Origin of the sequence: Acinetobacter lwoffii, assembly GCF_019343495.1 — a bacterium.
Taxonomy (GTDB): Bacteria; Pseudomonadota; Gammaproteobacteria; order Pseudomonadales; family Moraxellaceae; genus Acinetobacter; species Acinetobacter lwoffii_P.
The window spans coordinates 1,338,399-1,364,840 of record NZ_CP072549.1 but is presented as its reverse complement, the minus strand read 5'-3'; the positions used below and the strand labels follow the sequence as shown (position 1 = coordinate 1,364,840).

Genomic DNA, 26,442 nt, shown 5'->3' with positions numbered 1-26,442 from the left:
AAAGTTCTCTCTGCTTTAGGGATGAGCAGCACTGCTACGCAACGAGGGGAGAACTTTAAAAATAACGATTACCTTTCTTATGGAAAAATTGGATGAAGATAATAAAAAAATTACTTCTTCAACTTACTCAATAATCCTTTTGGCAACTTCTCTGTCGCAAAACCATATAGTGCAGCAAAAGGTAGTGCGGTACGTGCCAGATAGGCCACTCGCCACAAACCACCATGATTCGCGCCATGCATCATCAATTCAAGCGGATGGTTGAGTTTTACTTCAGGATTGGCCACCGATTCCGGATTACGCAGATCATGAATCCATAGTGCCGCCATAATCGCATTGGTGGTTTCAGGCGCGAAAGCTTCAACATCAAACAGGCTGGCACCGTTGAATGCGGCTTTTAATAGTGGATTCTTGGTCACAGAATAGGTCGTAGTCGAAGGCGCAATATTGATACTGACACGCTGACCTTGAGCACGCGCCAAGGTAGCACGCCATTGCTGGATACGTTTTGCCAGTGCATAGTTCGGGCCTTGTTCTACTACCAGACAGTCACAGATACCATAAACCTGATCACCAGACTGAATCAGTTCATGCGCATTTTTCTGGAAAAAGTGTTTGCGGCTTAAGGTTGAAACACCTTTAGAAAGGATCGCCTGTGCCTTGGAGCGTTCAGTATATTTCACTTTAGAGGCTTCGATTACTTCACTCGGAACCGCATAAACATCGGTCGGCGTACACATGTACATCAGGCTGGTATTAGCTTTTTGCTGGCTGACATGCTGCATGATGGCATCCATCGCCATGGAGACCCGAACATGCTTTTCACCATCCAGATAGGCAATTGCAGCCAGATCCAGATCCTGCTCGAACTGTAATAACCATTTGGCAATTTCAGGAATCTGGGTCAGCAAATTCGCCCCCAGTTTTTCTTTTAAAATATCAAGTGAAGTATCAGCAGGCAGGTCTTCAGTACATGGCGCATACAGCGTGGCATTGCCTTGGTTGATGGTATCAACAATCTTGCCCCATACACGGGTATTCGGCAGATCAATCGCTACAATATTGGCTTTCCATTTCGCCAGCCAGGTCAGAGGACCGGCTTCAGATGCTGCACCAAACAGCACCGCCGTCCGATCTGACAAGTCAAACCATTCAGGATGTACCACACATTCACGCAGGGCATTGGCATGACTGGTTTCCACGATGCCTTGGCTTTCCCAGCGCTCAATCTGCTCCAATAAGGCATCACCTTGCAGCTTTTGACCGTGGTAAGGCACATACCATTCTGGTGCCGATTTGCTATTACCTGTCAGCTTGAAGGTATGCAACTGACCTGCGGGCAGAGTTAAAGCATCTTGTAATACATACTTTTGACCATCACGGTAAAATTCAAAAGTCTGATGGGCCTTTGCCAATCCATCTTCAGCAATTTTCAAGCTGGCTTCAGGAGAACTCAGTCCCTGTTCGACCAGTTGCTTAAAATGTACTGTGTAGTGTTTGCGCCAGTTTTTTTCTGATTGTGCCTGTTGAGAACTGTGTGAATCGACATTGGCTAAGGCTGCTGCGATGATCGCGCGTCCTGCTTCGGAGCTACTTGGTTTTTGTTGCGGAGACTGAAGAGGAAATTGAAGACCGTCTGGTGTAATGGACATGCAAAATATCTCGAGAATGACAGTAATTAATATACAGATGTATATATTATCGCTGCAAAATTCAGTCCAAGATTGGCATTAAGTGACATCATCACTTTCTAATATATTACGAGATGTTTCAAACGAATAAGAGAGCAGTAGCTCTCTTATCCATTTTCAGCAGAAATATGAGGCTTAACTCATATGTAGCTTTATTCCTTCAATATTTAAAAAACCTGATTAAAACGGAACCTGCATCAGTTTATTCAGGAAATGCGGAATCAGGCGTGGCTCCAGAATAATCGTCATGACCACCCCGTAAGCCGCTCCCCATAAATGCGCGCTATGATTAATGTTGCTATTGCCTTTTTTGCCTGACCAAATGCTATAAGCTACATACAGCACAGCAAAAATAATGGCAGGAACCGGAATGAAGAACACAAAGATCAACTTCCAAGGTTCAAACAGAATATAGGCAAACAGTACAGCCGAGACTGCACCGGAAGCGCCGAGACTGGCCCAGCGCGCATCATTTTTATGCTTTAGGTAACTTGGCAGAATGGCTGCGATCAGACCACCAAGGTAAAACAGGATAAAACCCAGGTCATACAGATATTGACGATAAAAGCTTTCAATCACGCTGCCAAAAAAGAACAGGGTAATCATGTTGAACAACAGATGTGCACCATCCGCATGGATAAAGCCATGCGTAATAAAGCGGTCGTATTGTCCACGTTGCAGTGCCGGCGGCCAGAAAATCAGGCGATTCATCACCGTCTCTTTGGAGAAAGCAATAAATGACACAATACAGGTGATCAGAATAATGGTCACGGTATGATTAAAAGGTAAATCAAGCATATAAATGATTCTAATGGTGCCTATTTTCCAATTATCATGCCATTAAAATTGAGCTAAAGTTGTACTTTTATAATAAATCCGACAATTTTAGTTGATTTTTAAAAATTACCCCGCATCTTCAGTTAAAATGGCCGCTTGAGCTTGAGGAAATTATTGTTATGTCGACTGAGAACAGCAGCACTCCAGTTGTTGGTGAAATTCCCAACTTATTGATTACACCAACAGCACAAGAGTATTTAAAGGATCTACTGGATAAACAGAACACCCCGGGTATTGGTGTGCGTGTTTTTGTAGAGCATCCAGGTACTCCTCGCGCTGAATGTTGCATGGCCTATAGTGCACCTGATGAAGTTGTACCGACAGATTATAAGCAGGAATATCCTGATTTCCCTGCTTTTATCGACTCGCCATCTATTCCGTATTTACTCGATGCCGTGATTGACTACAACAAAGACCGTTTTGGTGGTCAGTTGACCTTCCGTGCGCCGAACTCTAAAGTGCCACGCGTGGGGCCAGATGCATCGGTAGAAGAGCGTATTACCTATGTATTACAGTCTGAAATTAACCCGGGCCTGGCAGGTCATGGCGGTAACTGTGCACTGGTTGAAGTTAAAGAAGACCCTGAAAAAGGTTTAACCGCTGTACTTAAATTTGGTGGTGGTTGCCAGGGTTGTTCAGCGATTGATATTACTTTGAAGCAAGGTGTTGAAACCACATTAAAACAACATGTACCAGAGTTAATGCATGTCGTTGATGAAACGGATCATAGTCAGTCTGAAGGTGCGTATATGAAATAATCTGTTCCATATAACAGTTTATTTATCGCATTTTAAAAACCTCGAGATTTCGAGGTTTTTTTATATCTGGCTTAAAAACTAGTGAATGTTAATGATAATAATTATCAATATTAGTTGCATTAAATTGAGGGGCTGTTACACTTCGCAACCGAATAAACATGATCTCTTCATAAATATTGGGGCGGATAAGGTATGAATAAGCCATTCTTAAAAACCACTTTGGCATTTGCTGTACTCACAGCCATGGCAGGAAATACATCTGCAGTAGAAGTGGTTGTTCCACAGGCGGAAGCGACTAAATTGCAAACGATTGTGGTGACCGCAACAGGTTATGAGCAAGATTTGGCTAAAGCACCAGCTTCCATTACTGTGATTGATCGTGAAGAATTGGATAAACGTGAATATAACGACATTACTGATGTACTGCGTAATACGCCTGGGGTAGTGGTTTCAGGTGCAGGTTCTGCACAGACCATCAGTATTCGTGGTATGAGTTCAAACTACACCTTGTTTCTGGTCGATGGTAAGCGTCAATATGGCAAGGATGTGAACCCGAATGGGGATGATGGCGGTTTTGAGAAAAATATTCTGCCACCACTTACCGCCATTGAACGTATTGAAATTATTCGTGGACCAGCTTCTACACTCTATGGTACGGATGCCATGGGCGGGGTAGTTAATATTATTACCAAAAAAGTGTCGGATGAATGGTCTGGTCATGTCGAATTAGGAACCACAATTCAGGACAGTAACCGTTCAGGTGATATTAAAAATGCTTCTGCATATCTTGCGGGTCCTTTAATTGCAGATAAGCTGGGTTTGCAACTGGCAGTCAATAAGCAGGAACGTAATGAAGATCATTATGTTGGCGGCTTCCGTGGGATAGAACGTGAAAGCTTAAATTCACGTCTGACCTATGCCATTAATGATGATCATGATGTACAAGTTGAAGCCAATTTCGTGCAGCAGGAATCAACTACGTCTGTAGGGGAAACGGTAGCACCTGCTCAAGGTGCTGCAGATTCATTCTCGCGTAATTATCGTAATGTTTATTCATTAACCCATAATGGCCGTTATAGCGATAACTTGGACAGTTCATCTTATATTCAATATGAAAATTCAAAAAATCCGGATCGTGGAAATACGGAACTCGGCACCAAAGGGATTACCCTGGATACCTGGACAGCCAATAGTCAATGGAACTTAGCCTTAGGTGATCATATGCTGTCATTTGGTGGATATCTTAAAGATGAAAAACTGGTCGATAAAGCGACTAACCGTAATCCTAATGCACCTGAATTTAGTGAATTAACACGTTGGTCTGCTGCCGCTTTCTTTGAAGACACCTGGAGTATTACGGATCGCTTCGATTTAACTGCCGGTCTACGTTATGACCATGATGAAAACTATAGCGGTCATTTATCGCCACGCCTCTATGGAGTCTATTCTGTAAATGAGAATTTTGTGGTAAAAGGCGGTGTAGCTACGGGGTATAAACAGCCTGATATTCGTGCAGCCACAGAAGGGTTCTATAGCGTCACGGGTGGCGGTGGTTCACCCTTAGCAACAGGCCGTGGCATTATTCGTGCTAATCCAGACTTAGAACCAGAATCAAGCGTATCCACTGAATTAGGTTTCAACTGGAAAAATGATTATATCAATACATCGCTGACTGGCTTTATCACTAAATATGAAGACCGTATTACGGAAGTTCGTGCCTGTGAAACCGATACTGATGGCACCACAACAAACCGCAATAATTGGCAGAATTGGAAATGTTTCGAAGGAGATATTCCATTTTACTTTATTAGTGAACGGATCAACGTGGATGAAGCAGAAATTCGTGGTGTAGAAGCAACGGTAGAAGCCAGTCTGAATGATTACACGACATTGACTGCTAACTATACCTATACCGATTCAGAGTTTAAATCGGGTGCTTTTAAAGACCAGCCACTGAACCAGATGCCAGAACACATGTTTAATATTGGTGTGGATTATGATCTAAATGATGCACTCAATGTATGGAGCCGCTTGCACCACCGTTCTGAAACCTCTGCATACTTGAGCCGTACTTCGATGGCTCAGCCAAATCCAGGCTACCAATTTGTAGATGTCGGCTTTAACTATAAATTCAGTCCGAATTTGACCGGTAAATTTGGCGTCTATAACCTACTGGATGAAAAAGCTGAAGATATTGATGGGGATCAACTATTGGATGGCCGCCGTTACGGTATCAGCCTGAATGCAAAATTCTAAGCAAACAAGAAAATAAAAAAGCCGCTATAAAGCGGCTTTTTATTTAAATCTTAAGAATTTTCAAAGTATCTGCATGATAATAAAATTGTTCCAGATATTTGCGTGCACGTTCACGTAAGTGGCCTTGAGAAACCATCTGCTGGATTACCGGACTGAGCATTTGCTGCAATTCATTTTGAATTAAAGATTCATCAATATTCAGATCACGTAATAACTGATCAAAAGTATGTTCCTGATTGCGGACATACCAGGTATGAATTCCGTCATGCACTTGCTGCTGCAGATAGTCTGTCTGACGTATGTGATCCCAGATGTCATGACCTAAGCCGACCGTCTGATTCAGGTCCTGCAGCTCAATATAATTCTTCAAGACCGATACAGGCATATCCTTGATTTTATGCCAGAGATTGGCCTGAAAATGATAGAGTTTCTCGTCGTCAAAATGCTGGTTCAGCACATGCTCACTCATCTGGCTGAGCTTTAGAATATTCTTTTGCAGATAACGCGAAATGGTGCTATCGAGGTTGGTATCGGTGACATTTTCCAGAACGGATTTGCCCATTTTCATAAAGCGGGAAACCCCGGGTACACTTTTGGCAATCATGGAGTTATCCAGATAATCCTGAATGGAATGCTGGATCAATTGGGTAATCATGGCTGAAAATGCCGGATTATTGACTACGGTTTTAATCAGGCGCTGCCGATGGCCACTTTTACTGGCCACATACTGGGCAATCTTGTCTATGGTCAGGACTGGAATCAGATCGGCAATCGTGGTGGTATCATTGGCCGGATGCACCAATGCAAAACGGATATGCTCGGCAATCTGTTCAATCAGAAAGCTGCTGGCGGCGGTACCCAGAATCTGTTTTTGCAAAAGCTGATTGATCAGTTCACAACTCCACAGCTCTTTTAGCATCTGTTTACGCAGCCACAAATAAAATGCATGAAACTCGCTTTGAATCGTTTCAGATTGAGAAAATGCCTGATCGAGAAAATCAAGTTGAGCATCGATCAACTGCTCAATCATCGGGTGTTTCTGCATAGCATCTCTGAAACTTAATTTAAAGGAATGAGTTTATCAGCAAGCGGGTTTTTTAGGGTCTGTGTCTTGGCCAGAAAAGGCAAATAATGTTGTGCAACCTGTTTTTCTGCTTCAAGAATCGGCATATGCCCGACATTATTTAAAATCACCGGTTTTTCGGCACGTTTCAGCAGGGCATGTAGTTCTTTGACTACTTCGACATTAATGATCCGATCCTGTCTGCCCCATAAAATCAAGGTGGGTGCTTCTACCGTGCGGGTCAGGCGGGCAAAGGTTTCCGGTGTATAAATCCGGTTTAGCATCACCACCTGATCAATCGATTTGCTGGTTTGTTCAGCACGTGAAATCAACAGTTTTTCCTGTGCATGCCGCAACTGATAAGGAATCACCGGTGGGTTCTGCATCAGCTGTTTGGAAACATCTTGAAGATCACCAGGTTTGCTGACGATCAGATCTTTTAAGGCTTGAGGATCTTTGGTATAGGGCGTATTGCCCATTTTATACAGGCCAGCGCTATTAATTAAAAACAGGCTTTGCGTATCGAAAGGGTACTGCGAGGCATAAACTGTGGCAATCGAGCCACCCAGAGAGTGCCCAGCAATATGTAAATTCTCGTCCACATTTAAGGTTTCAATAAATAGACGTAATTGGGACGTTACATTGGGCACAGAAACATCAAAATTGTCAGGAACTTTGGTGTCACCGTTGCTCGGCAGATCCGGAATAATGACATGATAATAGGGCGTCAGAAACTGGGCGACCCGGTTCCAGTTGTCGCGCGTGCCGGCCAGACCATGAATCAGTAGAATAGATGGTTTGTTCTTGGCACCGCCTTCGCTATAGCTCCAGGTGACCTCTCCAATTTTGAGGGTCTTGGATTTGAGACCGGCAAGGCTGCGTTCCTGCAACAGATGCTGCTGCAAGACTTTGGCAGATGTTTCATTTTTCTGGCTAAACAGTATTTGAGCATGTGTCAGGCCCGGTAATGCCATGCTTAAGGCAACCAAGGCTGAACAGATCATTTTCGAGCGCAATTTTATTATTTTCTTCATTGGCCATTCCCCAAAACAAACCCAGTGAGCAAATTGCTCAATCAAAATACTTCCATGTTATAAATTTGCAATTTTCATTCAAATAAAAACATTATTCTTTATTCTATTTTAAATCAATCTTTGCGCTTGTCACCCATTAGTTTTTTGCTAGATTGCATTAAATGACTGGAAAATGTGATGTATTGCGCATAAATTACCTGCAGAAATGAAATTAGATAAATGCTAAAAATTTAATCAGCTAAGATTTTTTGCAAGTGACATTCAAAAAAACTGGCAGTAAGATATTGCAACTAAAACCATCGGTGATAGAAAAGAATGCTCACAGCTCAAGAAGCTTTAGAACGTCTTAGACAGGGTAACCAACGTTTTGTCAGTGGCGATACCACGCATCCAAAACAACTTAGCCACCAACAGCGCGCAGAAATGGCAGAGGATCAGAATCCGTTTGCGATTGTTTTGGGATGTTCAGATTCGCGCGTTCCAGCCGAAATGGTTTTTGATCAGGGTCTCGGCGATCTTTTTGTAATTCGTGTTGCAGGTAATATTGTTGCACCTTCACAGGTCGGCAGTGTTGAATTTGCCGCGGCACGTTATGATTGCGCGATTGTGGTGGTGTTAGGTCACAGTCACTGTGGTGCGATTAAAGCGACTATTGATACCTTGATGTGTCCAGATTGCCCCCCATCGGCAAACCTGATGTCGATTGTGAACCGCGTACGTCCTTCAGTTGAAACTTTAATGCAAACTGAACTGAAAAATGACTTGGCAAAATTGTCCAAGCATGCAGTACGTTCCAACGTATTTGCTTCGGTGAATCAGTTGCGTCACGGTTCAGCCGTTCTGGAAAACCTGATTGGACAAGGAAAACTAAAAGTCGTGGGTGCTGAATATTCACTGGAAACTGGTGAAGTGACATTCTTCGATTTCTAATCACGATTCATCTAAATATATTCTAAAATAAGTTAAAGGCGCTTTATAAAGCGCCTTTAATGTATGGATAAGCATTATTTAACAGGATTGTCTGTGCTTTAGCATTTGGATGAATCAGATCCTTTTGCATCAATGTTTTATTACCGGCGACACCCTGCATAAAGAAGGGCAATAACTTCACCTTATATTGCTGACTCACCACTTTATAATTATTTTCAAAAGCCTTGCTATAGGCCTGCCCGTAATTAGGCGGCATTTTTATGCCAAAGACGATGACCTTGGCCTTGGCTTTCTGGCTCTGCTGAATCAGGCTGGCTAAATTTTTTTGAATCATTTGCGGTGGTTGTCCACGTAAGCCATCATTGCCACCTAACTCAATCACCACAAGGTCTGGACGATGCGTCTGCAGCAATTTTGGCAGTCTGGCCAGTGCTCCGCTGGTGGTTTCACCGCTGACACTTGCATTGACCACTTTATGCTGTTTCGGATACTGTTGCTCTAAACGCTTTTGTAATAAATGTACCCAACCCTGCTGGGGCTGGATACCATAACCTGCACTTAAACTATCACCTAAAATCATAATCGTCTTTGCTGAAACCCCAAGAGGTAACAGGCACAGACTGAGCAAAAAAAAGTAAGGCAATAGCCGAGTTTTCTGATTAAGATCTTTCATATAGGACACGTATGATTCAAAGTAGCAACGATTCGACCATCATGCCACAGGCTATTATTTCTGCCCAGAAATTGACACAAAAGATACAACTTTCACAAAAACAGCTCACCATTTTTGAGGATCTTGATCTGGATATTCAGGCCGGAGAACAAGTGGCAATTACCGGTCGTTCCGGTTCCGGAAAATCCACATTACTGGGTATTCTGGCGACACTGGATCAGGCAAGTTCAGGTCAGCTTATGGTCTGTGGCGAATCGGTCTCTAACTTGGATGAAGAACAACGTGCGCTGGTACGTTTGAGAAATATCGGGTTTGTCTTTCAGTCTTTTCAGCTCTTACCGCACCTGACTGCACTTGAAAATGTGATGCTGCCACTGCGCCTGCAGCCCGGTTTTAAATATGCAGAAGCTGAGCAAAAGGCATTGGCATTACTACATAAAGTGGGTCTGGATCGACAGGCGCAGCAAACGCCAAAAGTGCTATCTGGCGGTGAACAACAGCGTGTAGCCATCGCTCGGGCACTGGTCAGTGAACCAAAAATCATTTTTGCCGATGAACCTACAGGCAATCTCGATGGTGAAACGGCCAGAGAAATTGAACAATTACTGTTTCAACTGAACCGGGAACTGGGGACGACTTTGGTGCTGGTCACGCATGATCGCAAACTCGCACAGCAGTGTCAGCGGCATTTTGAACTGCTGAATGGCGAGCTGATTGAACATCCGAGTGGGGGATGAAATGAATCCGTTATTTCGTCCTTTACTGACGCAAAGCTTTAAAACGACCGGGATTTATCTGCTGATTATTGCCTTAACGCTGGCAATTAGCGCGACCACTGCACTTAAATTTAGTAATGAGCAGATCCAAAATGCAGTCGCCTTGCAGGCAGCAGAAATGCTGGCCGGTGATCTGGTGCTTTCAGATAATGAGCCTTTGCCGGAGCAGTGGCGTGATCAGGCCAAGCAGTTGGATTTAAAGCAGTCAGACGTCACTTTCTTTAGCAGTATGGCCTATACCGATGCGCAGTTTGTCATGGTCAATGTCAAAGCCATCGATCAGGCTTTTCCTTTGCGTGGTGAACTGCGGGTGCAACCGGCAAAAAAATCGATTCAGTCTGGTGAAATCTGGCTCAGTCCACGAGCCATGGATTTGCTCAAAGTCAAACTGGGGGATCAGCTCAATATTGCCGATGCGGCGTTTAAAGTCACCGCCAAGATTGAACAGGACTCCAATCAGGAACTTGGATTTTCCGGATTTTCACCAACGGTGATTATCTCCCAGGCAGATGTCGCACGAACCAATGCCATTCAGGTGGGGAGCCGGATTGAATATCGCTTACTCATGGCTGGCCGTCCAGACGGTACCCAACAATATGAAGCCTTATTCAAGCAGCAGGTCAAGTCAGCAAACGGCTCGGCTGAAACGCCAGCGGAAGTGCAAGGGCAGGAGTTTGAGGAGCAAAGCAGTCTCAGGTTACGCAATGCCAGTGAAGGCAATACCCGCTTGATGAAGCCAATCGCCAATCTGGACACTTTCCTGCAACTGGCCAATATTCTGACCATTCTATTATGTGGGATTGCCATTGCCTTAACTGCGCAGCGCTATGTGCAGCAGAACCAGGATCATATTGCCTTGATGCGTTGTATTGGCGCCACCAAGCAGCAGATTCTGTCGGCTTATCTGGCTTTACTCGGGATGGTGCTGTTGATTGCCATGCTAATTGGCACTGTGGTCGGGATCAGTTTGGGTTATGGCCTGTTACAGTTGATGTTGCAGCTGATTCCAAATTTGCAGATTGAATTTTCAGCCCTAGCAATGTTGCTCGGACCATTGCCGGTCGCGATGCTGACCAGTGCCGTGGTGCTACTCGGCTTTGTCATGCCAAGCTTGTTGCAATTGCTAAATACACCGCCGATTCGGGTGATTCGCCAGCAAGAAAAATCAGTACAGTCCATGCTGTGGATGCTGCTGACTGGAACGCTCAGCCTGATTATCTTTAGTGTGATTTTGACCGAAAACTTGCTGCTGACCGCCTGGGTGATTGGCGCGATTATTGTGTTATGTGCAGTGCTGTATCTGACGGTATGGGGGGTGTTGAAACTGCTGCGGAATATGAAGCTGAATCTGTCAGCCTATGTACGCACGCCTTCTCAGACCGCCTTGCAGATTACGGCTTTAGCCTTGGGCTTGAGCCTGATTACAGTATTGGCCGTCTTGCGTACCGATCTGCTGGAGCGCTGGCAGCAACAGTTACCGGAAGGTACACCGAACCAGTTCGTTTACGGTTTACCGCCTTTTGAGATGCCAGCCCTGAAAGCCCAACTTGAGCAGAATGGCTGGAAAAGCACACCACTGTATCCAAATGTCCGTGGGCGTCTGGTCGCCAAAAATGATCAGCCTTTTGCCGAGGAACTGGTGAAAAGTAGCAATACCTTAAGACGTGAACTGAATCTGACCCAGTCAAACCGCTATCCTCAAGATAATGTGATTGTTAGTGGTGACGCGGCTTTAAAGCAGGTCGGCACTGTATCGGTCGAAGCCAATACTGCCGAAGAGCTAGGGATCAAGATTGGAGATAAACTCAGTTTCAGTCTGCCTGAAGGCATACTGGAAGCTAAAGTCGTTAATCTAAGAACCGTCGAGTGGGAAAGTTTTAGTCCCAACTTCTTCTTTATCTTTGCACCTAATACCATGGATGCCAATGCCGGCAGTTATCTGGGCAGTTTTTATGTCCCGGAGGTAGATAAGGGCAAGCTGGTGTCTGTGATCCAGCAATTTTCCAACACGGTGTTTATTGATGTCAGCCTGATTCTGGAGGAGATCAAACGCATTGTGAATGTGCTGGTGCAAATCGTGACGATTCTGGCGGTACTGGTCAGCATTTCCGGTTTTCTGGTGCTGATGGCCTGTCTGAACCTGTTGATGGATGAACGCAAACGTGAAGTGGCTTTGCTACGATCATTCGGTAGTTCCAAGCAGAAACTGAAAACCATGATGAGTCTGGAAATTGGTTTTATTGGGCTGTTTGCCGGAATAGTTTCCTGCCTGTTTGCCGAAGTGATCAGTGCGATTGCCAGTTATAAAATGGATTTAATGATTCAGCCACATTGGGAAATCTGGATTATCCTGCCGATCTTTATGACCGCTTTATGTGCGCTGATTGGCCGTTATCGCCTGAGTTATTTGTCGGATATTCCACCCTTACAAAGCTTGCGCGAGATGAATCAATAAGATTCATCTCCGTGATTTTTAAACTGGCTGAGAATTAAAGTTTTAGTTGCTGTTGCATCATTTCCAGAATCTCTTGCCACAGTGGGCGAATGGGTTTGAGTAAGGCTAAGTTATGTTGATAAAGCAGCACACAAATGCCGAAACCGACAAGCAGGGCAATCAGATTGAACAGGTGGCTACGCTGCATTTTTTGACCGATGTACCAGAGCAAGGTGAGAAAAGCTCCCATCAGCATGCCGCCAATATGTGCGGCATTGTTGATTCCGCTGATCATAAAACCCAGCGCGAGGTTTAGACCCATCACCATCACTAGGGTTTTTTTATCCAGGATAAAACGTTGCTGTGGCAGCATTGGCAATAAGGCCAGCACCGTGAGAGAAGCCCCGAGTCCCATCACGGCACCAGATGCGCCGGCACTGACCGCAGGCAATAAATCGGGATTGGCCACACCACCTTCGACCAGGCGATAGCTGTCCTGAATGTTCATATAGCCACTGAGCAGGCTGCCCATTAATCCGGCATACACATACAGGCCAATAAAATACATCCGGCCAAACAGTTGTTCGGCAACACTACCAAAAATATACAAGGCCCACATATTCAACATCAGGTGAATCAGGCCAAAATGAAAAAACATGCTGCTAAACAAGCGCATGGGTTCCGCTAAATAGGTTAAAGGTGCATAATCGGCACCCCAGAGAATAGCGTCTCGGGTACTCGGCTGGCTAACATCCATGCCATTGATGGCTTGCCAGCCAAATAATCCAACATTGATCCCGATTAAAATGGCGGTGATCCACCAGAGATGCATTTCAAGTTTGCGATGTTCGACAGGGGGAGAGTATTCAGACATGCTATTTTTTTGCTGTGATTGTATATTTCGAATAAGCTTAACACGAAAAATTAAATTTTCAGGAGTAACGCACTGACATGAAAGCCTTTCTGATCCGCACGATGCTTGTCATCGTCAGTGTGATTCTACTGGTTCAATTGTGGATCTTTGCCAGTCTGGCCTGGTGGAGAACCAATCCGGTGAACACCACCATGATGATGCGGATTGATTACTGGACACAACCTTCCAAAGCGATTCAGCATCAGTGGCGTCCCTATGACGACATCAGCCTGAATCTGAAACGTGCCATCGTCACTGCGGAAGATGGAAAATTTATTCATCACCATGGTTTTGACTGGGATGGAATTCAAACTGCACTGAATAAAAATAGAAATCAGGGCCGTGTAGTGGCCGGTGGTTCGACAATCTCCCAGCAATTGGCGAAAAACCTGTTCCTCGTCAACAAGCGTTCATTTGTGCGTAAAGGTCAGGAAGCGGTTGCGACCTGGATGATGGAACGCATGTGGTCGAAAGAACGGATTCTGGAAGTCTATTTAAACTCGATCGAATTCGGGGACAATATCTACGGCGTTGAAGCGGCGGCCAAACATTATTTTGGTAAAACTGCGCAAAGCCTGACCCGCGATCAAGCCATCTTTCTGGCGGCCATTTTGACCAATCCGAAATATTTCCAGGATCATCGCAATTCCTCTGCATTAAATGCACGTAAACGCATGATTCAGCGCTATATGCGCTATGCAGAATTACCTTAATTGATGATTTGAAGAGAAAGCCCAATTATTTGGGCTTTTTTTATGAAATTGTCATCAATTTGAAGCATACTTGTAGCGATAAGCACAATTTTAAATCCGCATAGGTTTGATATGAATACGGCAGCCAGCACAACTTCAGCACAGCCCGAATATACATATAATGATCGTTATATTAATCGCGAACTGTCTATCCTAGACTTTCATTTACGTGTCCTGGAACAGGCTGTCGATCCTTTACATCCATTGCTCGAACGCATGAATTTCCTGTTGATTTTCTCGCGTAATCTGGACGAGTTTTTTGAAATCCGGGTCGCAGGAATGATGGAACAGCTGGATCTGGACAATGAAAGTCGGAGTCCGGATGGCTTGACTCCAAAGCAGGTTTTAGAACAGATTTCTAAAACAGCACATGCCGCCATTGAACGCCAGTACCGTATTTTAAATGAAGAAATTTTGCCAAAACTGCGTGAAGAAGATATTTGCTTCTTGCGCCGTGGTGAGCTGACTCCGGCACAATCTGCCTGGATTAAAAAATACTTTCAGGAGCAGGTTGCGCCGGTTCTCACTCCGATCAGTCTGGACCCTGCACATCCATTCCCGCGACTGGTGAATAAATCACTGAACTTTATTGTCACGCTGGAAGGGAAAGATGCCTTTGGCCGTCAGATTGATCTGGCTGTGGTACCTGCACCGCGTTCTCTGCCACGCGTGGTGCGTTTACCGGATGAACTGACCGATGGAAAAGAACATCATGTGATGCTGTCGGCGATTATTCATGAGCATGTGTCTGATCTGTTCCCAGGGATGACAGCGACTGGGTGTTATCAGTTCCGTGTTACCCGGAATGCCGATTTGGCCTTGAATGAAGATGTCGAAGATCTGGCCAAGGCGCTCAAAGGCGAGCTTAGCTCACGCCGTTTTGGTCGTGCGGTACGTCTGGAAGTGACAGAAAATTGTCCGCAGCATATTTATGAATATCTGCTGAATGAATTTGATCTGGACGACGAGCAGCTTTATAAAGTCGCCGGCCCGGTCAATCTGGCACGTTTGCTGTCTAATTTTAAACGTCCGCATTTACGTTATGACTCGCATACTCCCATCATTCCTAAAGTACTAAAAAAATCTGAAAATATTTTTAGTGCGATGCAGAAACAGGATATTTTGCTGCATCATCCCTTTGAATCTTTTGCCCCGGTCATTTCATTATTACGTGAAGCGGCACGCGATCCGCAAGTACTGGCGATCAAGCAAACCTTGTACCGTAGTGGGCCAGATTCTGAAATTGTGCAAGTGTTGGCAGAGGCTGCCCGCAATGGCAAGGAAGTGACCGCAGTCATTGAACTGCGTGCACGTTTTGATGAAGAATCCAATATTGCGGTGGCCAATGTCCTGCAAGAAGCGGGTGCAGTCGTGGTCTACGGCATTGTCGGTTACAAGACTCACGCCAAGATGATTCTGGTGGTGCGCCGGGAAAATAACAAACTGGTGCGCTATGTGCATCTGGGTACCGGTAACTATCATGCCGGCAATGCGCGAATCTATACCGATTATGGTCTGTTAACGACGGATAAAGATTTGTGTGAAGATGTGCATCGTATTTTCCAGGAACTGACCGGTATGGGGAAAATGGCCAAGCTGAAAAAGTTGCTGCATGCGCCGTTTACCTTACATGCCCAGTTACTGAACTATATCGATAATGAAATTGCCTATGCTCAGGCAGGGAAACCGGCGCAGATCATTGTCAAAGTCAATGCGCTGACCGAAATGCAGTTGATTAACAAACTCTATGAAGCCTCTCAGGCCGGGGTACAGATTGACCTGATTATCCGCTCGATTTGCAGTTTGCGTCCGGGGTTGCCGGGTCTGTCGGAAAACATTCGGGTGCGTTCAATTGTTGGACGTTTCCTGGAACATACCCGCGTGTATTATTTCAGCAATAATGGCAGTGCACGGATTTACTGTTCAAGTGCAGACTGGATGGACCGTAACCTGTTTAATCGGGTCGAGGCCTGTTTCCCGGTGGAAGATGAAGCCTTGAAAAAACGTATCTATCAACAGGGTCTGTTGAATTACCTGAAAGACAACCAGCAATCCTGGTTATTGCAAGGTGATGGTACCTGGCTGCGGGCACAGCCAAAAGAAGGTGAAAAACCACATAATGCACAACGTATTCTGTTAGAGCTGTTTAAATAAGTTTAAGTATGTAAAGAGGCTGAATATTCAGCCTCTTTTTTATTTCGAACATACAATTGAACTGTTTAAGCTGAGTCTGATCAGTTTTCGATAGATGTGTTTGACCTGACTATACATCTGATAATCTTTCATCTGAAGCTGGTTTTGTCGTTCGGTTTGCGATTTATGCTGACTCATTACTTGTAATAACTGTAATTCAGCGAAGTTGAGACAGGCTTTAACGCTGGGCTGGTGCAGGAGATAGTCTGCCAATTCAGTATGAATGTAGGCTCCACCGCGCAAGACAGTTTTTAGACTATCAGCGAACTGGGGTAATGAATCATGATGCTGCATATAGCTATCTGCGCCGGACAGCAAGGCTGAATAGATCAGTGCTGTGGAATGAGTATTGAGTATGGCAATAACGGGCGTATCTAGGCTTTGCTGTTTCAGCGGACGGATCACACTGATCTCTGAAGTTGTTGCTGCATGATAAAGAATCAGATTAGGCAGATGTTCAGTAATCATGGATTGTGCGGACAGCATATTGTCCGCATACAGCAGCATATCTGGCTGATAGCCGAGTTGCTGTAGCACGGTCTGGATTTTTGACAGGTCGAGTCCAGTCGGTGAACGAATCACTAAAACCGGTGCAGGCAAAAGGCTAGCCAATAAAACGCGATCCTGTAGATGCGATAGAGAGCTATACTGTGAATCAGGCAGATGCAAATGCCTATCCCAAAGAATAGTGATTTAGCTGAAATGTAGAGATTCTAAGTTTCTAGGCGGACTGGATGCATTCAATTCAAGATATAAAAAAGGAGCAACATGTGCTCCTTTTTATTATCTATAGATCAGGCAGCATCGTGCTGAGTGATTTTCTGGAAAATCTGTAATAGCACATCAAACTCGCTTTGCAGCGGTGTGCTTTTACGGGTTACCAATGCCAGGGTACGACTTGGGGCTGAATCGATCGCTTTTACCTGAATCTCAGGATTGCCTTTAATCATATTGGTATGGATCGCAATTTCAGGCAGCAGGGTAAAGCCCAGATTTGCAGACACCATTTCGATTAAAGTCGGCAGTGAGCTGGCTTTTAAACGGTGATCATTTTTACGCTCACCAATCGGGCAGGCACTCAAGGCATGATCACGCAGGCAATGACCTTCTTCAAGTAACATCAGGCGAGACAGATCCAGATCTTCTAAAGAGTTTGCTTGTGCAGCATGCTGATCAGATTTTTGGTAAACCAGATACAGATTTTCTTTGGCAATTTCAGCAACTTTCAGACCGCGGGTATCGAAAGGCAATGCCAAAGCCACCATATCCAGGTTGCCATGTTCCAGCTTTTCTACAATCTTTTCACTTTGCGCTTCATGCAGATGCAACTGGATTTTTGGTAATTGCTTATGTACTTCATCCAGCAGCTGGGACAATAGGAAAGGTGCAATTGTTGGAATGACGCCGAGATGTAGATCACCGGTTAGGGGTTCACTCATCTCACGACTTAAACGCATTAGGTCCTGAGCATCGGCCAGTAGAACACGTGCGCGTGCAACCACTTGTTCACCAAGAGGCGTTAAACGAACATTCTGGCGGTCGCGTTCAACAAGTACGCCACCGAGTAAACGCTCCAGCTCCATGATGCCGCCAGACAAGGTTGACTGGGTGACAAAGGAGCGGCGAGCAGCTTCTGTAAAGTGTAGCGTCTCTGACAGTGTTACGAGGTATGACAGCTGTCTTAGGGATGGTAATGCAGCCATAGTGTCCTAATGTTTATGATTTAAAATGATCAGCAAATAATTCGCTAAGATATGGAATAAAATGCGGTGGGATATCATGCCCCATTCCATCAATTAATTCAAATTTAGCCCCTGAAATTGCTTTCGCAACGGCCTTGCCATGGCTAGGAGGCAGCAATCGATCTCGAGAACCATGGACCACCAGGGTTTCTTGTTTGATTTGCTTGTCCAGTTGCAGCAATGAGCCTGTACATAATATTGCTAAAAACTGTTGAAGTACACCAGCAGGATAGTAACTTCGCTTATATAATTTACGGGCGGTCTGCACCGCTTCCAGATGATTGACATAACCTGGTGAGCCGATGATCTTAAACAGTTTCAAACTATGATCAACAATGCCATCTTCATCTGTTGAAGCCGGTTTGTCAATCAAACTAAAGAGTTGCTTGGGAAAGGGTGGTGGCAACATCGGCTGGTTATTGCTGGTAAACAGTAAGCCCAGTTTTTTGACTTTGTCCGGATAACGCGCGGCCAGAATCTGGGCAATCATACCGCCCATCGAAGCACCCAGCACATAGACCTGTTCCAGCTGCATTTTTTCAATTAGCAGACTGACATCTTCAGCCATATCGTAAAGATCATAAGGTGCACCCTGATTACCCAGACCCAGTACAAAACGGCTCATCATTTTCAGGGTATTCAGGCGTGGACCTTTGTGATGGACTTTTGAAGACAGGCCAATATCACGATTATCAAAACGGATGATGTGATAACCATTGTCAATCAGTGATTTGCAGAAAAAGTCAGGCCAGTACAGCATTTGCCCACCCAGCCCCATAATCAGCAAAATGGTGGGATGTTCCGGATTTCCACCAACCTCGACATGTAGCTGGATCCCATTGCCAAGATCGACCTTGGTTTCATGCATGAACGAGGTATAAGGGGAAAGATTAAACTGTGCTGCGCTGTACATAGTCGCTGTCCTAATTAAAGGATATTTCGTTTAAAAAATATCCTTGCTATTAAACCTCTAAACCGCAGCAGGAATCAAGTCAGGAACCTGTTTGGTCAAGGCCAGACGCTGTTTGGCTGCAGTGGCGCCCAAAAGCACGAAACCACGTAAGGTGCCGTTAGCATCGAACGCTTTAGCCAGCATGCCATCGTCAAACTCTTCAGTTTCCCAGGTGACATCAACATCAACTGGTGCAGGTAATACCGTTAAAGGTGCAGCAGGCGTTTTGACTGCCACTGGCATAGCCGGATAATGTACAGCGGTATCTTCACCGTTTAAGGTTTTTGCCAAAGCGCGGGCTTGTTGCATGATCGGCATGACATAAGGCAATAAAGTTCCATTGACCTCGGCACAGTCACCTACAGCATAGATATCAGCCTGGTTGGTTTCCAGTTGTGCGGTGGTCAAAACTCCGCGACTGGTATGTACGTCTGCCTGTTTCGCCAAAGAAATATTCGGCTGTAAGCCCACCGCAGATAACACTACATCAGCGACCAAAGACTGACCGTTGGCCAGCGTGACCAGATAATCACCATTGTCCGCACGAGAGACTTTTTCGACTGTTGTGCCCAAGACAAAGTGAATGCCGGTTTCTTCAAGATTCTTCTGGAAGGCAGTAGCAACATGTTCTGGCAATAAACGGCCAAGCGGCTGAGGTGCCAAATCAATGACTGTAACCTGATGATCGGTATTTTGCAGGTCATTGGCAAATTCACAGCCAATCAGGCCTGCACCTAAAATCACCACACGTTTGTCTTCACGTGCTGCCAGGTTGCTACGGAAAGTTTTATAATCACTTAGATTGTTGACGACATGAATGTCATCGCTGGCATCACCGGCAATCGCCAGACGTACCGGATTGGCACCGATGGCTAATACCAGTTTGCTATAATGTTGCGTGCTTTCTTGGCCATCTTTTTCCAAAACCAGTTGATGATCTTCCGGATGAATCGCCTTAACCCAAGTATGCTGTTCAATGCGCATATTCAGCTGTGCCGACATTTTAGCCGCATCGCCTAGTGGAATTTGTTCAGGTGCTTTATTGCCAGCCAAAGCATTGGAGAGCGTCGGTTTGGCATAATTGACCGCATCATCCGCACAGATCATCAGCAATTCATGTTCTGGATTAAGTTTACGAAATTCACGTGCTACGGCATAACCCGCCATACCTGAACCAATAATGACGATAGGATGCATAGTTGTTTCCATATGGTAGAGCTCCATGCTGTATAAATGATAGAAGGGCATAAAAAAAGACCATATGGATATGGCCTTTAACTGGACGTGATTAGACTTCGATCATTTCGAAATCAATTTTAGACACGCCGCAATCCGGACAGGTCCAGTCATCCGGGATATCTTCCCATTTGGTGCCCGCCACGATCCCGTCTTGAGGCCAACCTTCTGCCTCGTCATAAATCCATCCACATACGATGCATTGAAACTTTCTCATGTAACTCTCCAAAACTGAGCAACTGTAGGCGTCAGCTTAAAATCCATAAAAGGCAAGACTCTAAAAGAATATGACTTTTTAACAGTGAACATATTTGGCTAAATTTTTACGCAGTTCTATTCAGAAAGTAAAGTGAATAAAAGCTTAATCAGCGAAATTAGCAGCAGAATAGACGACACATTCCTCATTTATCTGAAAATTACGCCAATCAGCTTTTCTGGCGCAGGTGGTTAAAGGATAAAAAGCTGAGGATGGTAAAATGAGCGTTTATCTTGGGGGATAGACCAAAGTCGTGCAGTAAAAACTTGAGTTTTTAGGTAATTTAAAATCAGTAAAGTCCGGATTAAATATTTCTAAAATAAATCAATATAATAAAATCAATATCTTGTAATTAAATGTCGGGTTTTTATTAGGCAGCTTGGCTTGTTCGTTTCACTCAAATAGGTTTAAAATTCCCATATTCCTTTTCTTTTTTTAAGATCTCCCATGAGCAATTTGTCTACTTCTTTGTGGTCTCACATTCGTACGGTCCAAGATTTTCCAAAACCAGGAATTTGCTTCTTTGATTTGACTCCACTTTTCATGAGCAATATTGGTCCATTGACTGACGCTTTGATTGCCAGCATTCCTGCTGACAAACTGGCAGAAGTAGAAAGCTTTATTGCGGTTGAAGCGCGTGGTTTTGTGTTGGCAAGCTTGTTGGCACAACGTACAGGCAAGGGCTTATTGTTGGTGCGTAAAGCAGGCAAATTGCCACCTCCAGTGGTCGGTGTGGGTTATAGCCTGGAATATGGTCTGGATCGTTTAGAAATGTCTGCGAACGTTCAGTCCCAGAAAGTAATTATTGTGGATGATGTTCTGGCAACCGGCGGAACCTTAAAAGCAGTGAATGAACTGGCTCAAAAATGTCAACATGAAGTACTTGGCGCAAGTATCTTCCTTGATCTTCCTGACCTGCATGCTGAATTGGGCTTGGATATCTGGTCAGTGTTGGATGATAAATCTCAGCCTGAAACGGCAGTTGCTTAAGTCATAAATTAAAAAAAGCCCCAAAATTGTGGGGCTTTTTTATTGCCTGATAAAATGATCTTCGATTTCCTGAATCAGTGTATTAATCTGTTCAGGGTGTTCCAGACGATGGTGACCGCCATCAACTGCCTGTATTTGCATATAGTCTTCAAGTTGTGTCTGAACCGCATGCATATCCAGAATTTCATCGCCCAGTTCAAGATAGGCAAACTGTGGAATGTCATGCTGTAAATCGTGATGCCCAATCGGCGGATAATCATCGCGGAAGTTAGGCTGCAAAATGGGATTGGCCACTACACAGGGAATTTGATACGCCTGTGACATTTTCAGTGCCCAATAACCGCCAAGACTGTGGCCGACCAGAATATCCGGTTTGATGGTTTCAATCATCTCATGATAAAACTCGGCGACCGAACTATAGCTCAGATTTCGGTAATCGACATCGATACAGTATTTATGTACCACATCAATGGCGTGGAACTTGGTGGATTCTCTGGAGGAATCTAAGCCATGTAAAAACAAAATCTTAGACATAGTTCATTACTCATTTTTATGGGACATGCCATATTGGTTATTTGTTGATTGGCACATCATCTTCAATCTGAGCGTCATTGTAGAACGTCTAGGTATACAAGGCAGTTAGCTATTGGTCTAAGCCGCAGTTTTGCAGTGCAATGATTTTATATAAGACCTGTCTGTTTTAGACTTTAATCCCAAATGAGAGCAGCAGGGTGTTGCAAAAGGTTGAAGAAAGGCAATTTAAAAGAGTGACAGACGGGCTGAACCGAATGGTGTAAATAGCGGGATAGTGGATTCTTCCAAAGAAAAGCCGGTTCCTGAGAGTGTTTACGCTACGATTTGAGAAGGATTTCTGCTATTCTATGCAACTTCTATTTTTTAACTAATCTTATTCGAGGCAGAGATGACGCAAACTAACGCTCAATCGACTTCTGAACAAATCATTTCCGAAAACGATTTAATTGCACAGCGTCATGCCAAGTTAAAGCAAATCGAAGCTCAGGCACAAGAAACAGGTAAGAGCCCATGGCCGAATACCTTTAAGCGTGAGCACTATGCCCAGGATTTACAAGACCAGTTCGCTGATAAATCTAAAGAAGAAATTGAAGCAGGCGAAAAGGTCTACGTCAAAGTTGCCGGTCGTGTGATGTTGAACCGTGGTTCATTTATTGTGATCCAGGACATGACAGGTCGTATCCAGCTTTATGTTGCGCGTAAAGAACTCGCTGAAGATGTACTGGCTACCATTAAAGGTCTGGACCTTGGCGATATCATCGCAGTCGAAGGTTATATCGGTCGTTCGGGTAAAGGCGATCTGTATGTACATATCGAGCATTTTGAATTATTGACCAAATCATTGCGTCCACTGCCAGATAAGTTCCATGGTTTGAACGATACTGAAGTAAAGTATCGTAAACGTTATCTTGACCTGATCGTTAACGAAGAAACGCGTAAAACTTTTGAGATTCGTGCCAAAGTTGTAGCGGGTATCCGTGCCTTCCTGACTGAAAAGCGCTATATGGAAGTTGAAACGCCAATGATGCATGTGATTCCAGGTGGTGCATCGGCACGTCCTTTCGAAACACATCATAATGCACTGGACATGTCGCTGTTCTTGCGTATTGCGCCAGAGCTTTACTTAAAGCGTTTGGTGGTCGGCGGTTTTGAACGTGTGTTTGAAATTAACCGTAACTTCCGTAACGAAGGTGTTTCTACCCGTCACAACCCTGAATTCACCATGATCGAATTCTATCAGGCTTATGCAGATTACAAAGACTTGATGGAATTGACCGAGCAAATGCTGGAGCGTCTGGCGATTGATATCTTGGGTACGACTGACGTGCCTTATGGCGATGAAGTATATAGCTTCAAAGGGCCATTCAAGAAAATTTCAATGTTCGATGCGATTCTGGAAAATAACCCGCAATTTACTCCTGAAAATGTCAATGACCGTGAGTTCCTGGCAAAATTCCTTCAGGAAGAATTGAAAGAGCAAGTGAAACCAGGTTTTGGTCTGGGCAAACTGCAAACCATGGTATTTGAAGAAACCGTAGAAACCAAATTGCGTCAGCCGACGTTCATTACTGAATATCCAGCGGAAACTTCTCCATTGGCACGCCGTAATGATCACAATCCACACATTACCGACCGTTTTGAATTCTTCATCGGTGGCCGTGAGTTGGCAAATGGCTTCTCGGAATTAAATGATCCAATCGATCAGGCTGAACGATTCCAGGCACAGGTTGCTGAAAAAGATGCTGGTGATGATGAAGCTATGCATTACGATGCAGACTTTGTAGAAGCATTGGAATACGGTCTTCCTCCAACTGCAGGTGAGGGTATTGGTATTGATCGTCTGGTGATGATCTTTGCAAATGCAGCAAGTATCCGTGATGTGATTTTGTTCCCGCATATGCGTCATAAAAATGCTTAAATGCTAAATTCAAAATAACCCGCTCTGGCGGGTTTTTTTATACTTGAAATAAAATAGATTCAAAAATTAAAGACAAAAAAAACGCAATGATTGGGGTTGTCATTGCGTAGAAAAAGGAATGTCTTTCAAACTACTTCATTAACTGTGGAGAGAGTTAAATCTGATTCCTTACTGAATATGACCATAATAGGACGCATTCTCATATGACTCATCAGTATTCATGTTAATACATGTTAAATAAGGTTAAAACTATGGAGATTATGTGGGGATATTTGCATTATTACTGCGCATTTTCAACTTAAATAAAAAAGCTCTTCATCAGAAGAGCTTTTAAAAGCAATTTTTTATATTTAAAAATGGAATACGCCGAGTCCAGATTTAACTTCATCCAGTGTCGCCTGAGTAATATCGCGACATTTATCAGTTCCGGTTTTCAGAATATCCATGATGTAATCGGGATCTTTAGCCAGTTCAATACGACGCTCACGAATTGGGCCGATCAATTCTTTTAAAATACTTTCCAGACGTTTTTTCACTGTACCATCGCCTAAACCACCACGACGATAATGGGCTTTAAGTTCTTCCAGCTCTTCTTTATTTGGATCGAAGGCATCTAGATAGGTGAATACCACGTTGCCTTCGACCTGACCTGGATCTTCAATACGTAAGTGATTCGGATCGGTATACATGGCATTGACGGCTTTCTTAATATCTTTATCTGTTGCATCTAGCACAATGGTATTGCCCAAAGATTTCGACATTTTTGCTTTACCATCAAAACCAGGTAGGCGACCAACATTGGAAAGTAGTGCCTTACATTCTGGTAACAGGTCATGACCAATTTGACGGTTTAAACGACGCACGATTTCGTTGGTCTGTTCGATCATTGGAATCTGATCTTCACCCACAGGAACTACAGTGGCCTTGAATGCTGTAATGTCAGCAGCTTGAGCCACCGGGTAGCACAAGAAACCGGCTGGAATATCACGCTCAAAACCACGCATCTGGATTTCAGATTTAATGGTTGGGTTACGCTCAAGACGTGAAACAGTCACGAAATTGAGGTAAAGCATGGTTAGTTCATTTAGTGCTGGCAGGCATGACTGAACACAAATTGTGGTTTTAGTTGGATCAATACCGACAGCTAGATAATCCGTCGCCACTTCAATAATGTTACGACGTACTTTTTCAAAATTGTCCGCATTATCTGTCAATGCCTGAGCATCGGCGAGTAGCAAGTGTTGATGGTGAGAATCTTGCAGACCTACACGAGAGCGTAATGAACCGACAAAGTGGCCGAGGTGGAGTTGTCCGGTAGGACGGTCGCCCGTCAAGATCACTGGACGATTATCTTGATTACTCATTATCTATTCCAAAGGGTAGTCAGTACTACAGCTGTATTTTAACGAATGGCAACATTGTACGGCATTCTGTTTTTGATTGTCAGCCAGAAAAAAAGCTGTCGTAAAAAAATCTTATAAATTAAACAAGTGAATACAATATTTTTAAGAATTTTGATTAAACTATCTGGAAAGAAGATAAGGATAATAAGTATGGCGAGCAGTTTATTACTATTATTAGATGATATTGCTACTGTTCTGGATGATGTCGCTGTCATGAGCAAAATGGCAGCAAAAAAAACAGCAGGCGTCCTTGGTGATGATCTGGCTTTAAATGCGCAGCAAGTGACAGGTGTGCGGGCTGATCGTGAATTACCGGTGGTCTGGAAAGTTGCCAAAGGTTCTTTTGTTAATAAACTGATTTTGGTGCCGCTGGCATTATTAATCAGCTTTATTGCAGGCTGGCTGATTAATCCCTTGTTGGTGCTGGGTGGTTTGTTCCTATGTTATGAAGGCGTGGAAAAAATTATTCATACCTTGCATACACCGAAGGCCAAGGACGCGGAACAGGCGCGTGAGCAATTGATTCATACAGAAATGGATTTGCACCAGTTTGAAAATGAAAAAGTCAAAGGTGCTATTCGCACTGACTTTATCCTGTCTGCTGAAATTATCGTGATTACTTTGGGAACGGTCGCCGCAGCCTCGATGCTGACCAAAGTGACTGTTTTAAGCCTGATCGCGGTGGTGATGACCATTGGTGTTTATGGTTTTGTTGCGCTGATTGTCAAACTGGATGATATCGGTCTGCATCTGACTGAACAGCAGTCCGATTTTAAACAAAAAATAGGACGTGGCTTGTTGGCATTTGCCCCGATCTTAATGAAAATTCTCTCCATTGTTGGGACCGCTGCGATGTTTCTGGTGGGCGGTGGAATTATTAACCATGCAATTCCTTTTATTCATCACTTTACTGAAGACAGTGTTGCTTATGTGCAGGATATTCCCAGCATTGGCAACATTGTCGGTGCCGTAACACCGACCTTGATTAATTTCGCAGTAGGAATTTTAGCGGGTCTGCTGGTCATGCTGGTCATCAGCCTGATTAAGAAAATCTGGCCTAAATCATCAAAAGCTTAAGGTGTGGAAATATCTGGATATTAA

The 26,442-nt window shown here is 44.2% G+C and carries 23 protein-coding genes; 10 read left to right on the top strand and 13 right to left on the bottom strand.

The window, feature by feature from the left end; genetic code table 11:
* Positions 1 to 110 precede the first annotated feature (110 nt).
* Positions 111 to 1,652 carry a hypothetical protein gene (locus J7649_RS06465; protein ID WP_219309892.1) on the bottom strand — a complete coding sequence of 514 codons (1,542 nt, stop codon included), beginning with the start codon at positions 1,650 to 1,652 and terminating at the stop codon, positions 111 to 113.
* Positions 1,653 to 1,871: 219 nt separating this feature from the next.
* On the bottom strand, positions 1,872 to 2,489 hold the full coding sequence (locus tag J7649_RS06460) for a rhomboid family intramembrane serine protease (RefSeq protein ID WP_004646259.1): 618 nt from the start codon (positions 2,487 to 2,489) through the stop codon (positions 1,872 to 1,874).
* A gap of 158 nt (positions 2,490 to 2,647) precedes the next feature.
* On the opposite strand from J7649_RS06460, the gene nfuA reads away from it, so the two are divergent.
* Complete coding sequence (gene nfuA / locus J7649_RS06455) at positions 2,648 to 3,286, top strand: Fe-S biogenesis protein NfuA (RefSeq protein ID WP_004279400.1); 639 nt, start codon at positions 2,648 to 2,650, stop codon at positions 3,284 to 3,286.
* A 192-nt stretch (positions 3,287 to 3,478) separates the two neighbouring features.
* Positions 3,479 to 5,542 (top strand): TonB-dependent receptor domain-containing protein, encoded by a 2,064-nt coding sequence (locus J7649_RS06450; RefSeq protein ID WP_219309890.1) that lies wholly within the window; start codon positions 3,479 to 3,481, stop codon positions 5,540 to 5,542.
* 43 nt (positions 5,543 to 5,585) lie between these two features.
* On the opposite strand, the gene J7649_RS06445 is transcribed toward J7649_RS06450, so the two are convergent.
* Both J7649_RS06445 and J7649_RS06440 read right to left on the bottom strand, forming a co-directional pair.
* Positions 5,586 to 6,587 (bottom strand): hypothetical protein, encoded by a 1,002-nt coding sequence (locus tag J7649_RS06445; protein WP_219309888.1) that lies wholly within the window; start codon positions 6,585 to 6,587, stop codon positions 5,586 to 5,588.
* A 14-nt stretch (positions 6,588 to 6,601) separates the two neighbouring features.
* Entirely contained in the window at positions 6,602 to 7,639 is a 1,038-nt protein-coding gene (locus J7649_RS06440) for an alpha/beta fold hydrolase (protein WP_219309886.1), read from the bottom strand.
* Positions 7,640 to 7,954: 315 nt separating this feature from the next.
* Here J7649_RS06440 and J7649_RS06435 point away from each other — a divergent pair, with 315 nt between their 5' ends.
* Entirely contained in the window at positions 7,955 to 8,569 is a 615-nt protein-coding gene (locus tag J7649_RS06435) for a carbonic anhydrase (RefSeq protein WP_004646264.1), read from the top strand.
* Positions 8,570 to 8,612: 43 nt separating this feature from the next.
* On the opposite strand, the gene J7649_RS06430 is transcribed toward J7649_RS06435, so the two are convergent.
* The gene (locus tag J7649_RS06430; RefSeq protein ID WP_005104662.1) at positions 8,613 to 9,242 is read right to left on the bottom strand and encodes an arylesterase; all 630 of its coding nucleotides are present in this window, start codon (positions 9,240 to 9,242) and stop codon (positions 8,613 to 8,615) included.
* 11 nt (positions 9,243 to 9,253) lie between these two features.
* Here J7649_RS06430 and J7649_RS06425 point away from each other — a divergent pair, with 11 nt between their 5' ends.
* Together J7649_RS06425 and J7649_RS06420 are read left to right on the top strand one after the other, a co-directional pair.
* Positions 9,254 to 9,979: an ABC transporter ATP-binding protein gene (locus J7649_RS06425; protein WP_219309884.1), complete on the top strand. Its 726-nt coding sequence runs from the start codon at positions 9,254 to 9,256 to the stop codon at positions 9,977 to 9,979.
* A gap of 1 nt (position 9,980) precedes the next feature.
* Positions 9,981 to 12,473, top strand: a complete 2,493-nt coding sequence (locus tag J7649_RS06420) for an ABC transporter permease (protein ID WP_219309882.1) — start codon at positions 9,981 to 9,983, stop codon at positions 12,471 to 12,473.
* Positions 12,474 to 12,507: 34 nt separating this feature from the next.
* On the opposite strand, the gene J7649_RS06415 is transcribed toward J7649_RS06420, so the two are convergent.
* The gene (locus tag J7649_RS06415; protein WP_219309880.1) at positions 12,508 to 13,326 is read right to left on the bottom strand and encodes a rhomboid family intramembrane serine protease; all 819 of its coding nucleotides are present in this window, start codon (positions 13,324 to 13,326) and stop codon (positions 12,508 to 12,510) included.
* Between the two features lie 77 nt (positions 13,327 to 13,403).
* Here J7649_RS06415 and mtgA point away from each other — a divergent pair, with 77 nt between their 5' ends.
* Together mtgA and ppk1 are read left to right on the top strand one after the other, a co-directional pair.
* Positions 13,404 to 14,078 carry a monofunctional biosynthetic peptidoglycan transglycosylase gene (mtgA, locus tag J7649_RS06410; RefSeq protein WP_219309878.1) on the top strand — a complete coding sequence of 225 codons (675 nt, stop codon included), beginning with the start codon at positions 13,404 to 13,406 and terminating at the stop codon, positions 14,076 to 14,078.
* Positions 14,079 to 14,189: 111 nt separating this feature from the next.
* On the top strand, positions 14,190 to 16,271 hold the full coding sequence (gene ppk1 / locus J7649_RS06405) for a polyphosphate kinase 1 (RefSeq protein ID WP_219309876.1): 2,082 nt from the start codon (positions 14,190 to 14,192) through the stop codon (positions 16,269 to 16,271).
* Between the two features lie 39 nt (positions 16,272 to 16,310).
* Here ppk1 and J7649_RS06400 read toward each other — a convergent pair whose 3' ends face one another.
* From J7649_RS06400 to rubA, 5 genes are all read right to left on the bottom strand, one after another.
* On the bottom strand, positions 16,311 to 16,922 hold the full coding sequence (locus tag J7649_RS06400) for a response regulator (RefSeq protein WP_039902034.1): 612 nt from the start codon (positions 16,920 to 16,922) through the stop codon (positions 16,311 to 16,313).
* 182 nt (positions 16,923 to 17,104) lie between these two features.
* Positions 17,105 to 18,013, bottom strand: a complete 909-nt coding sequence (gene oxyR, locus J7649_RS06395; RefSeq protein WP_004279412.1) for a LysR family transcriptional regulator OxyR — start codon at positions 18,011 to 18,013, stop codon at positions 17,105 to 17,107.
* Positions 18,014 to 18,026: 13 nt separating this feature from the next.
* On the bottom strand, positions 18,027 to 18,965 hold the full coding sequence (gene estB, locus J7649_RS06390; protein WP_004646272.1) for an esterase EstB: 939 nt from the start codon (positions 18,963 to 18,965) through the stop codon (positions 18,027 to 18,029).
* A 57-nt stretch (positions 18,966 to 19,022) separates the two neighbouring features.
* The gene (gene rubB, locus J7649_RS06385; protein ID WP_219310063.1) at positions 19,023 to 20,201 is read right to left on the bottom strand and encodes a rubredoxin reductase RubB; all 1,179 of its coding nucleotides are present in this window, start codon (positions 20,199 to 20,201) and stop codon (positions 19,023 to 19,025) included.
* Positions 20,202 to 20,292: 91 nt separating this feature from the next.
* A complete protein-coding gene (gene rubA, locus J7649_RS06380) occupies positions 20,293 to 20,457 on the bottom strand; it encodes a rubredoxin RubA (protein WP_004646274.1) in 165 nt (54 codons plus the stop codon).
* Positions 20,458 to 20,943: 486 nt separating this feature from the next.
* Between rubA and J7649_RS06375 the strand changes: the two genes are divergently transcribed.
* The gene (locus J7649_RS06375) at positions 20,944 to 21,486 is read left to right on the top strand and encodes an adenine phosphoribosyltransferase (RefSeq protein WP_219309874.1); all 543 of its coding nucleotides are present in this window, start codon (positions 20,944 to 20,946) and stop codon (positions 21,484 to 21,486) included.
* A 39-nt stretch (positions 21,487 to 21,525) separates the two neighbouring features.
* On the opposite strand, the gene J7649_RS06370 is transcribed toward J7649_RS06375, so the two are convergent.
* Positions 21,526 to 22,020 (bottom strand): YqiA/YcfP family alpha/beta fold hydrolase, encoded by a 495-nt coding sequence (locus J7649_RS06370; RefSeq protein ID WP_219309872.1) that lies wholly within the window; start codon positions 22,018 to 22,020, stop codon positions 21,526 to 21,528.
* A gap of 388 nt (positions 22,021 to 22,408) precedes the next feature.
* Between J7649_RS06370 and lysS the strand changes: the two genes are divergently transcribed.
* Positions 22,409 to 23,938: a lysine--tRNA ligase gene (gene lysS / locus J7649_RS06365; RefSeq protein WP_071850582.1), complete on the top strand. Its 1,530-nt coding sequence runs from the start codon at positions 22,409 to 22,411 to the stop codon at positions 23,936 to 23,938.
* Positions 23,939 to 24,288: 350 nt separating this feature from the next.
* On the opposite strand, the gene trpS is transcribed toward lysS, so the two are convergent.
* Positions 24,289 to 25,302, bottom strand: a complete 1,014-nt coding sequence (gene trpS, locus J7649_RS06360) for a tryptophan--tRNA ligase (protein WP_004279419.1) — start codon at positions 25,300 to 25,302, stop codon at positions 24,289 to 24,291.
* A 189-nt stretch (positions 25,303 to 25,491) separates the two neighbouring features.
* On the opposite strand from trpS, the gene J7649_RS06355 reads away from it, so the two are divergent.
* A complete protein-coding gene (locus J7649_RS06355) occupies positions 25,492 to 26,418 on the top strand; it encodes a DUF808 domain-containing protein (RefSeq protein WP_004646278.1) in 927 nt (308 codons plus the stop codon).
* The last annotated feature ends 24 nt before the right edge of the window (positions 26,419 to 26,442 follow it).

Bases quoted from the DNA above. Each gene is read 5' to 3' on its own strand.
- mtgA (WP_219309878.1), top strand. From the start codon at position 13,404: ATGAAAGCCTTTCTGATCCGCACGATGCTTGTCATCGTCAGTGTGATT.
- J7649_RS06465 (WP_219309892.1), bottom strand. From the start codon at position 1,652: ATGTCCATTACACCAGACGGTCTTCAATTTCCTCTTCAGTCTCCGCAA.
- J7649_RS06445 (WP_219309888.1), bottom strand. From the start codon at position 6,587: ATGCAGAAACACCCGATGATTGAGCAGTTGATCGATGCTCAACTTGAT.
- J7649_RS06425 (WP_219309884.1), top strand. From the start codon at position 9,254: ATGATTCAAAGTAGCAACGATTCGACCATCATGCCACAGGCTATTATT.
- oxyR (WP_004279412.1), bottom strand. From the start codon at position 18,013: ATGGCTGCATTACCATCCCTAAGACAGCTGTCATACCTCGTAACACTG.
- J7649_RS06435 (WP_004646264.1), top strand. From the start codon at position 7,955: ATGCTCACAGCTCAAGAAGCTTTAGAACGTCTTAGACAGGGTAACCAA.
- nfuA (WP_004279400.1), top strand. From the start codon at position 2,648: ATGTCGACTGAGAACAGCAGCACTCCAGTTGTTGGTGAAATTCCCAAC.
- J7649_RS06370 (WP_219309872.1), bottom strand. From the start codon at position 22,020: ATGTCTAAGATTTTGTTTTTACATGGCTTAGATTCCTCCAGAGAATCC.
- J7649_RS06375 (WP_219309874.1), top strand. From the start codon at position 20,944: ATGAGCAATTTGTCTACTTCTTTGTGGTCTCACATTCGTACGGTCCAA.
- J7649_RS06430 (WP_005104662.1), bottom strand. From the start codon at position 9,242: ATGAAAGATCTTAATCAGAAAACTCGGCTATTGCCTTACTTTTTTTTG.
- ppk1 (WP_219309876.1), top strand. From the start codon at position 14,190: ATGAATACGGCAGCCAGCACAACTTCAGCACAGCCCGAATATACATAT.
- trpS (WP_004279419.1), bottom strand. From the start codon at position 25,302: ATGAGTAATCAAGATAATCGTCCAGTGATCTTGACGGGCGACCGTCCT.
- J7649_RS06415 (WP_219309880.1), bottom strand. From the start codon at position 13,326: ATGTCTGAATACTCTCCCCCTGTCGAACATCGCAAACTTGAAATGCAT.
- J7649_RS06440 (WP_219309886.1), bottom strand. From the start codon at position 7,639: ATGAAGAAAATAATAAAATTGCGCTCGAAAATGATCTGTTCAGCCTTG.
- rubA (WP_004646274.1), bottom strand. From the start codon at position 20,457: ATGAGAAAGTTTCAATGCATCGTATGTGGATGGATTTATGACGAGGCA.
- J7649_RS06420 (WP_219309882.1), top strand. From the start codon at position 9,981: ATGAATCCGTTATTTCGTCCTTTACTGACGCAAAGCTTTAAAACGACC.
- lysS (WP_071850582.1), top strand. From the start codon at position 22,409: ATGACGCAAACTAACGCTCAATCGACTTCTGAACAAATCATTTCCGAA.
- rubB (WP_219310063.1), bottom strand. From the start codon at position 20,201: ATGCATCCTATCGTCATTATTGGTTCAGGTATGGCGGGTTATGCCGTA.
- J7649_RS06355 (WP_004646278.1), top strand. From the start codon at position 25,492: ATGGCGAGCAGTTTATTACTATTATTAGATGATATTGCTACTGTTCTG.
- estB (WP_004646272.1), bottom strand. From the start codon at position 18,965: ATGTACAGCGCAGCACAGTTTAATCTTTCCCCTTATACCTCGTTCATG.
- J7649_RS06460 (WP_004646259.1), bottom strand. From the start codon at position 2,489: ATGCTTGATTTACCTTTTAATCATACCGTGACCATTATTCTGATCACC.
- J7649_RS06450 (WP_219309890.1), top strand. From the start codon at position 3,479: ATGAATAAGCCATTCTTAAAAACCACTTTGGCATTTGCTGTACTCACA.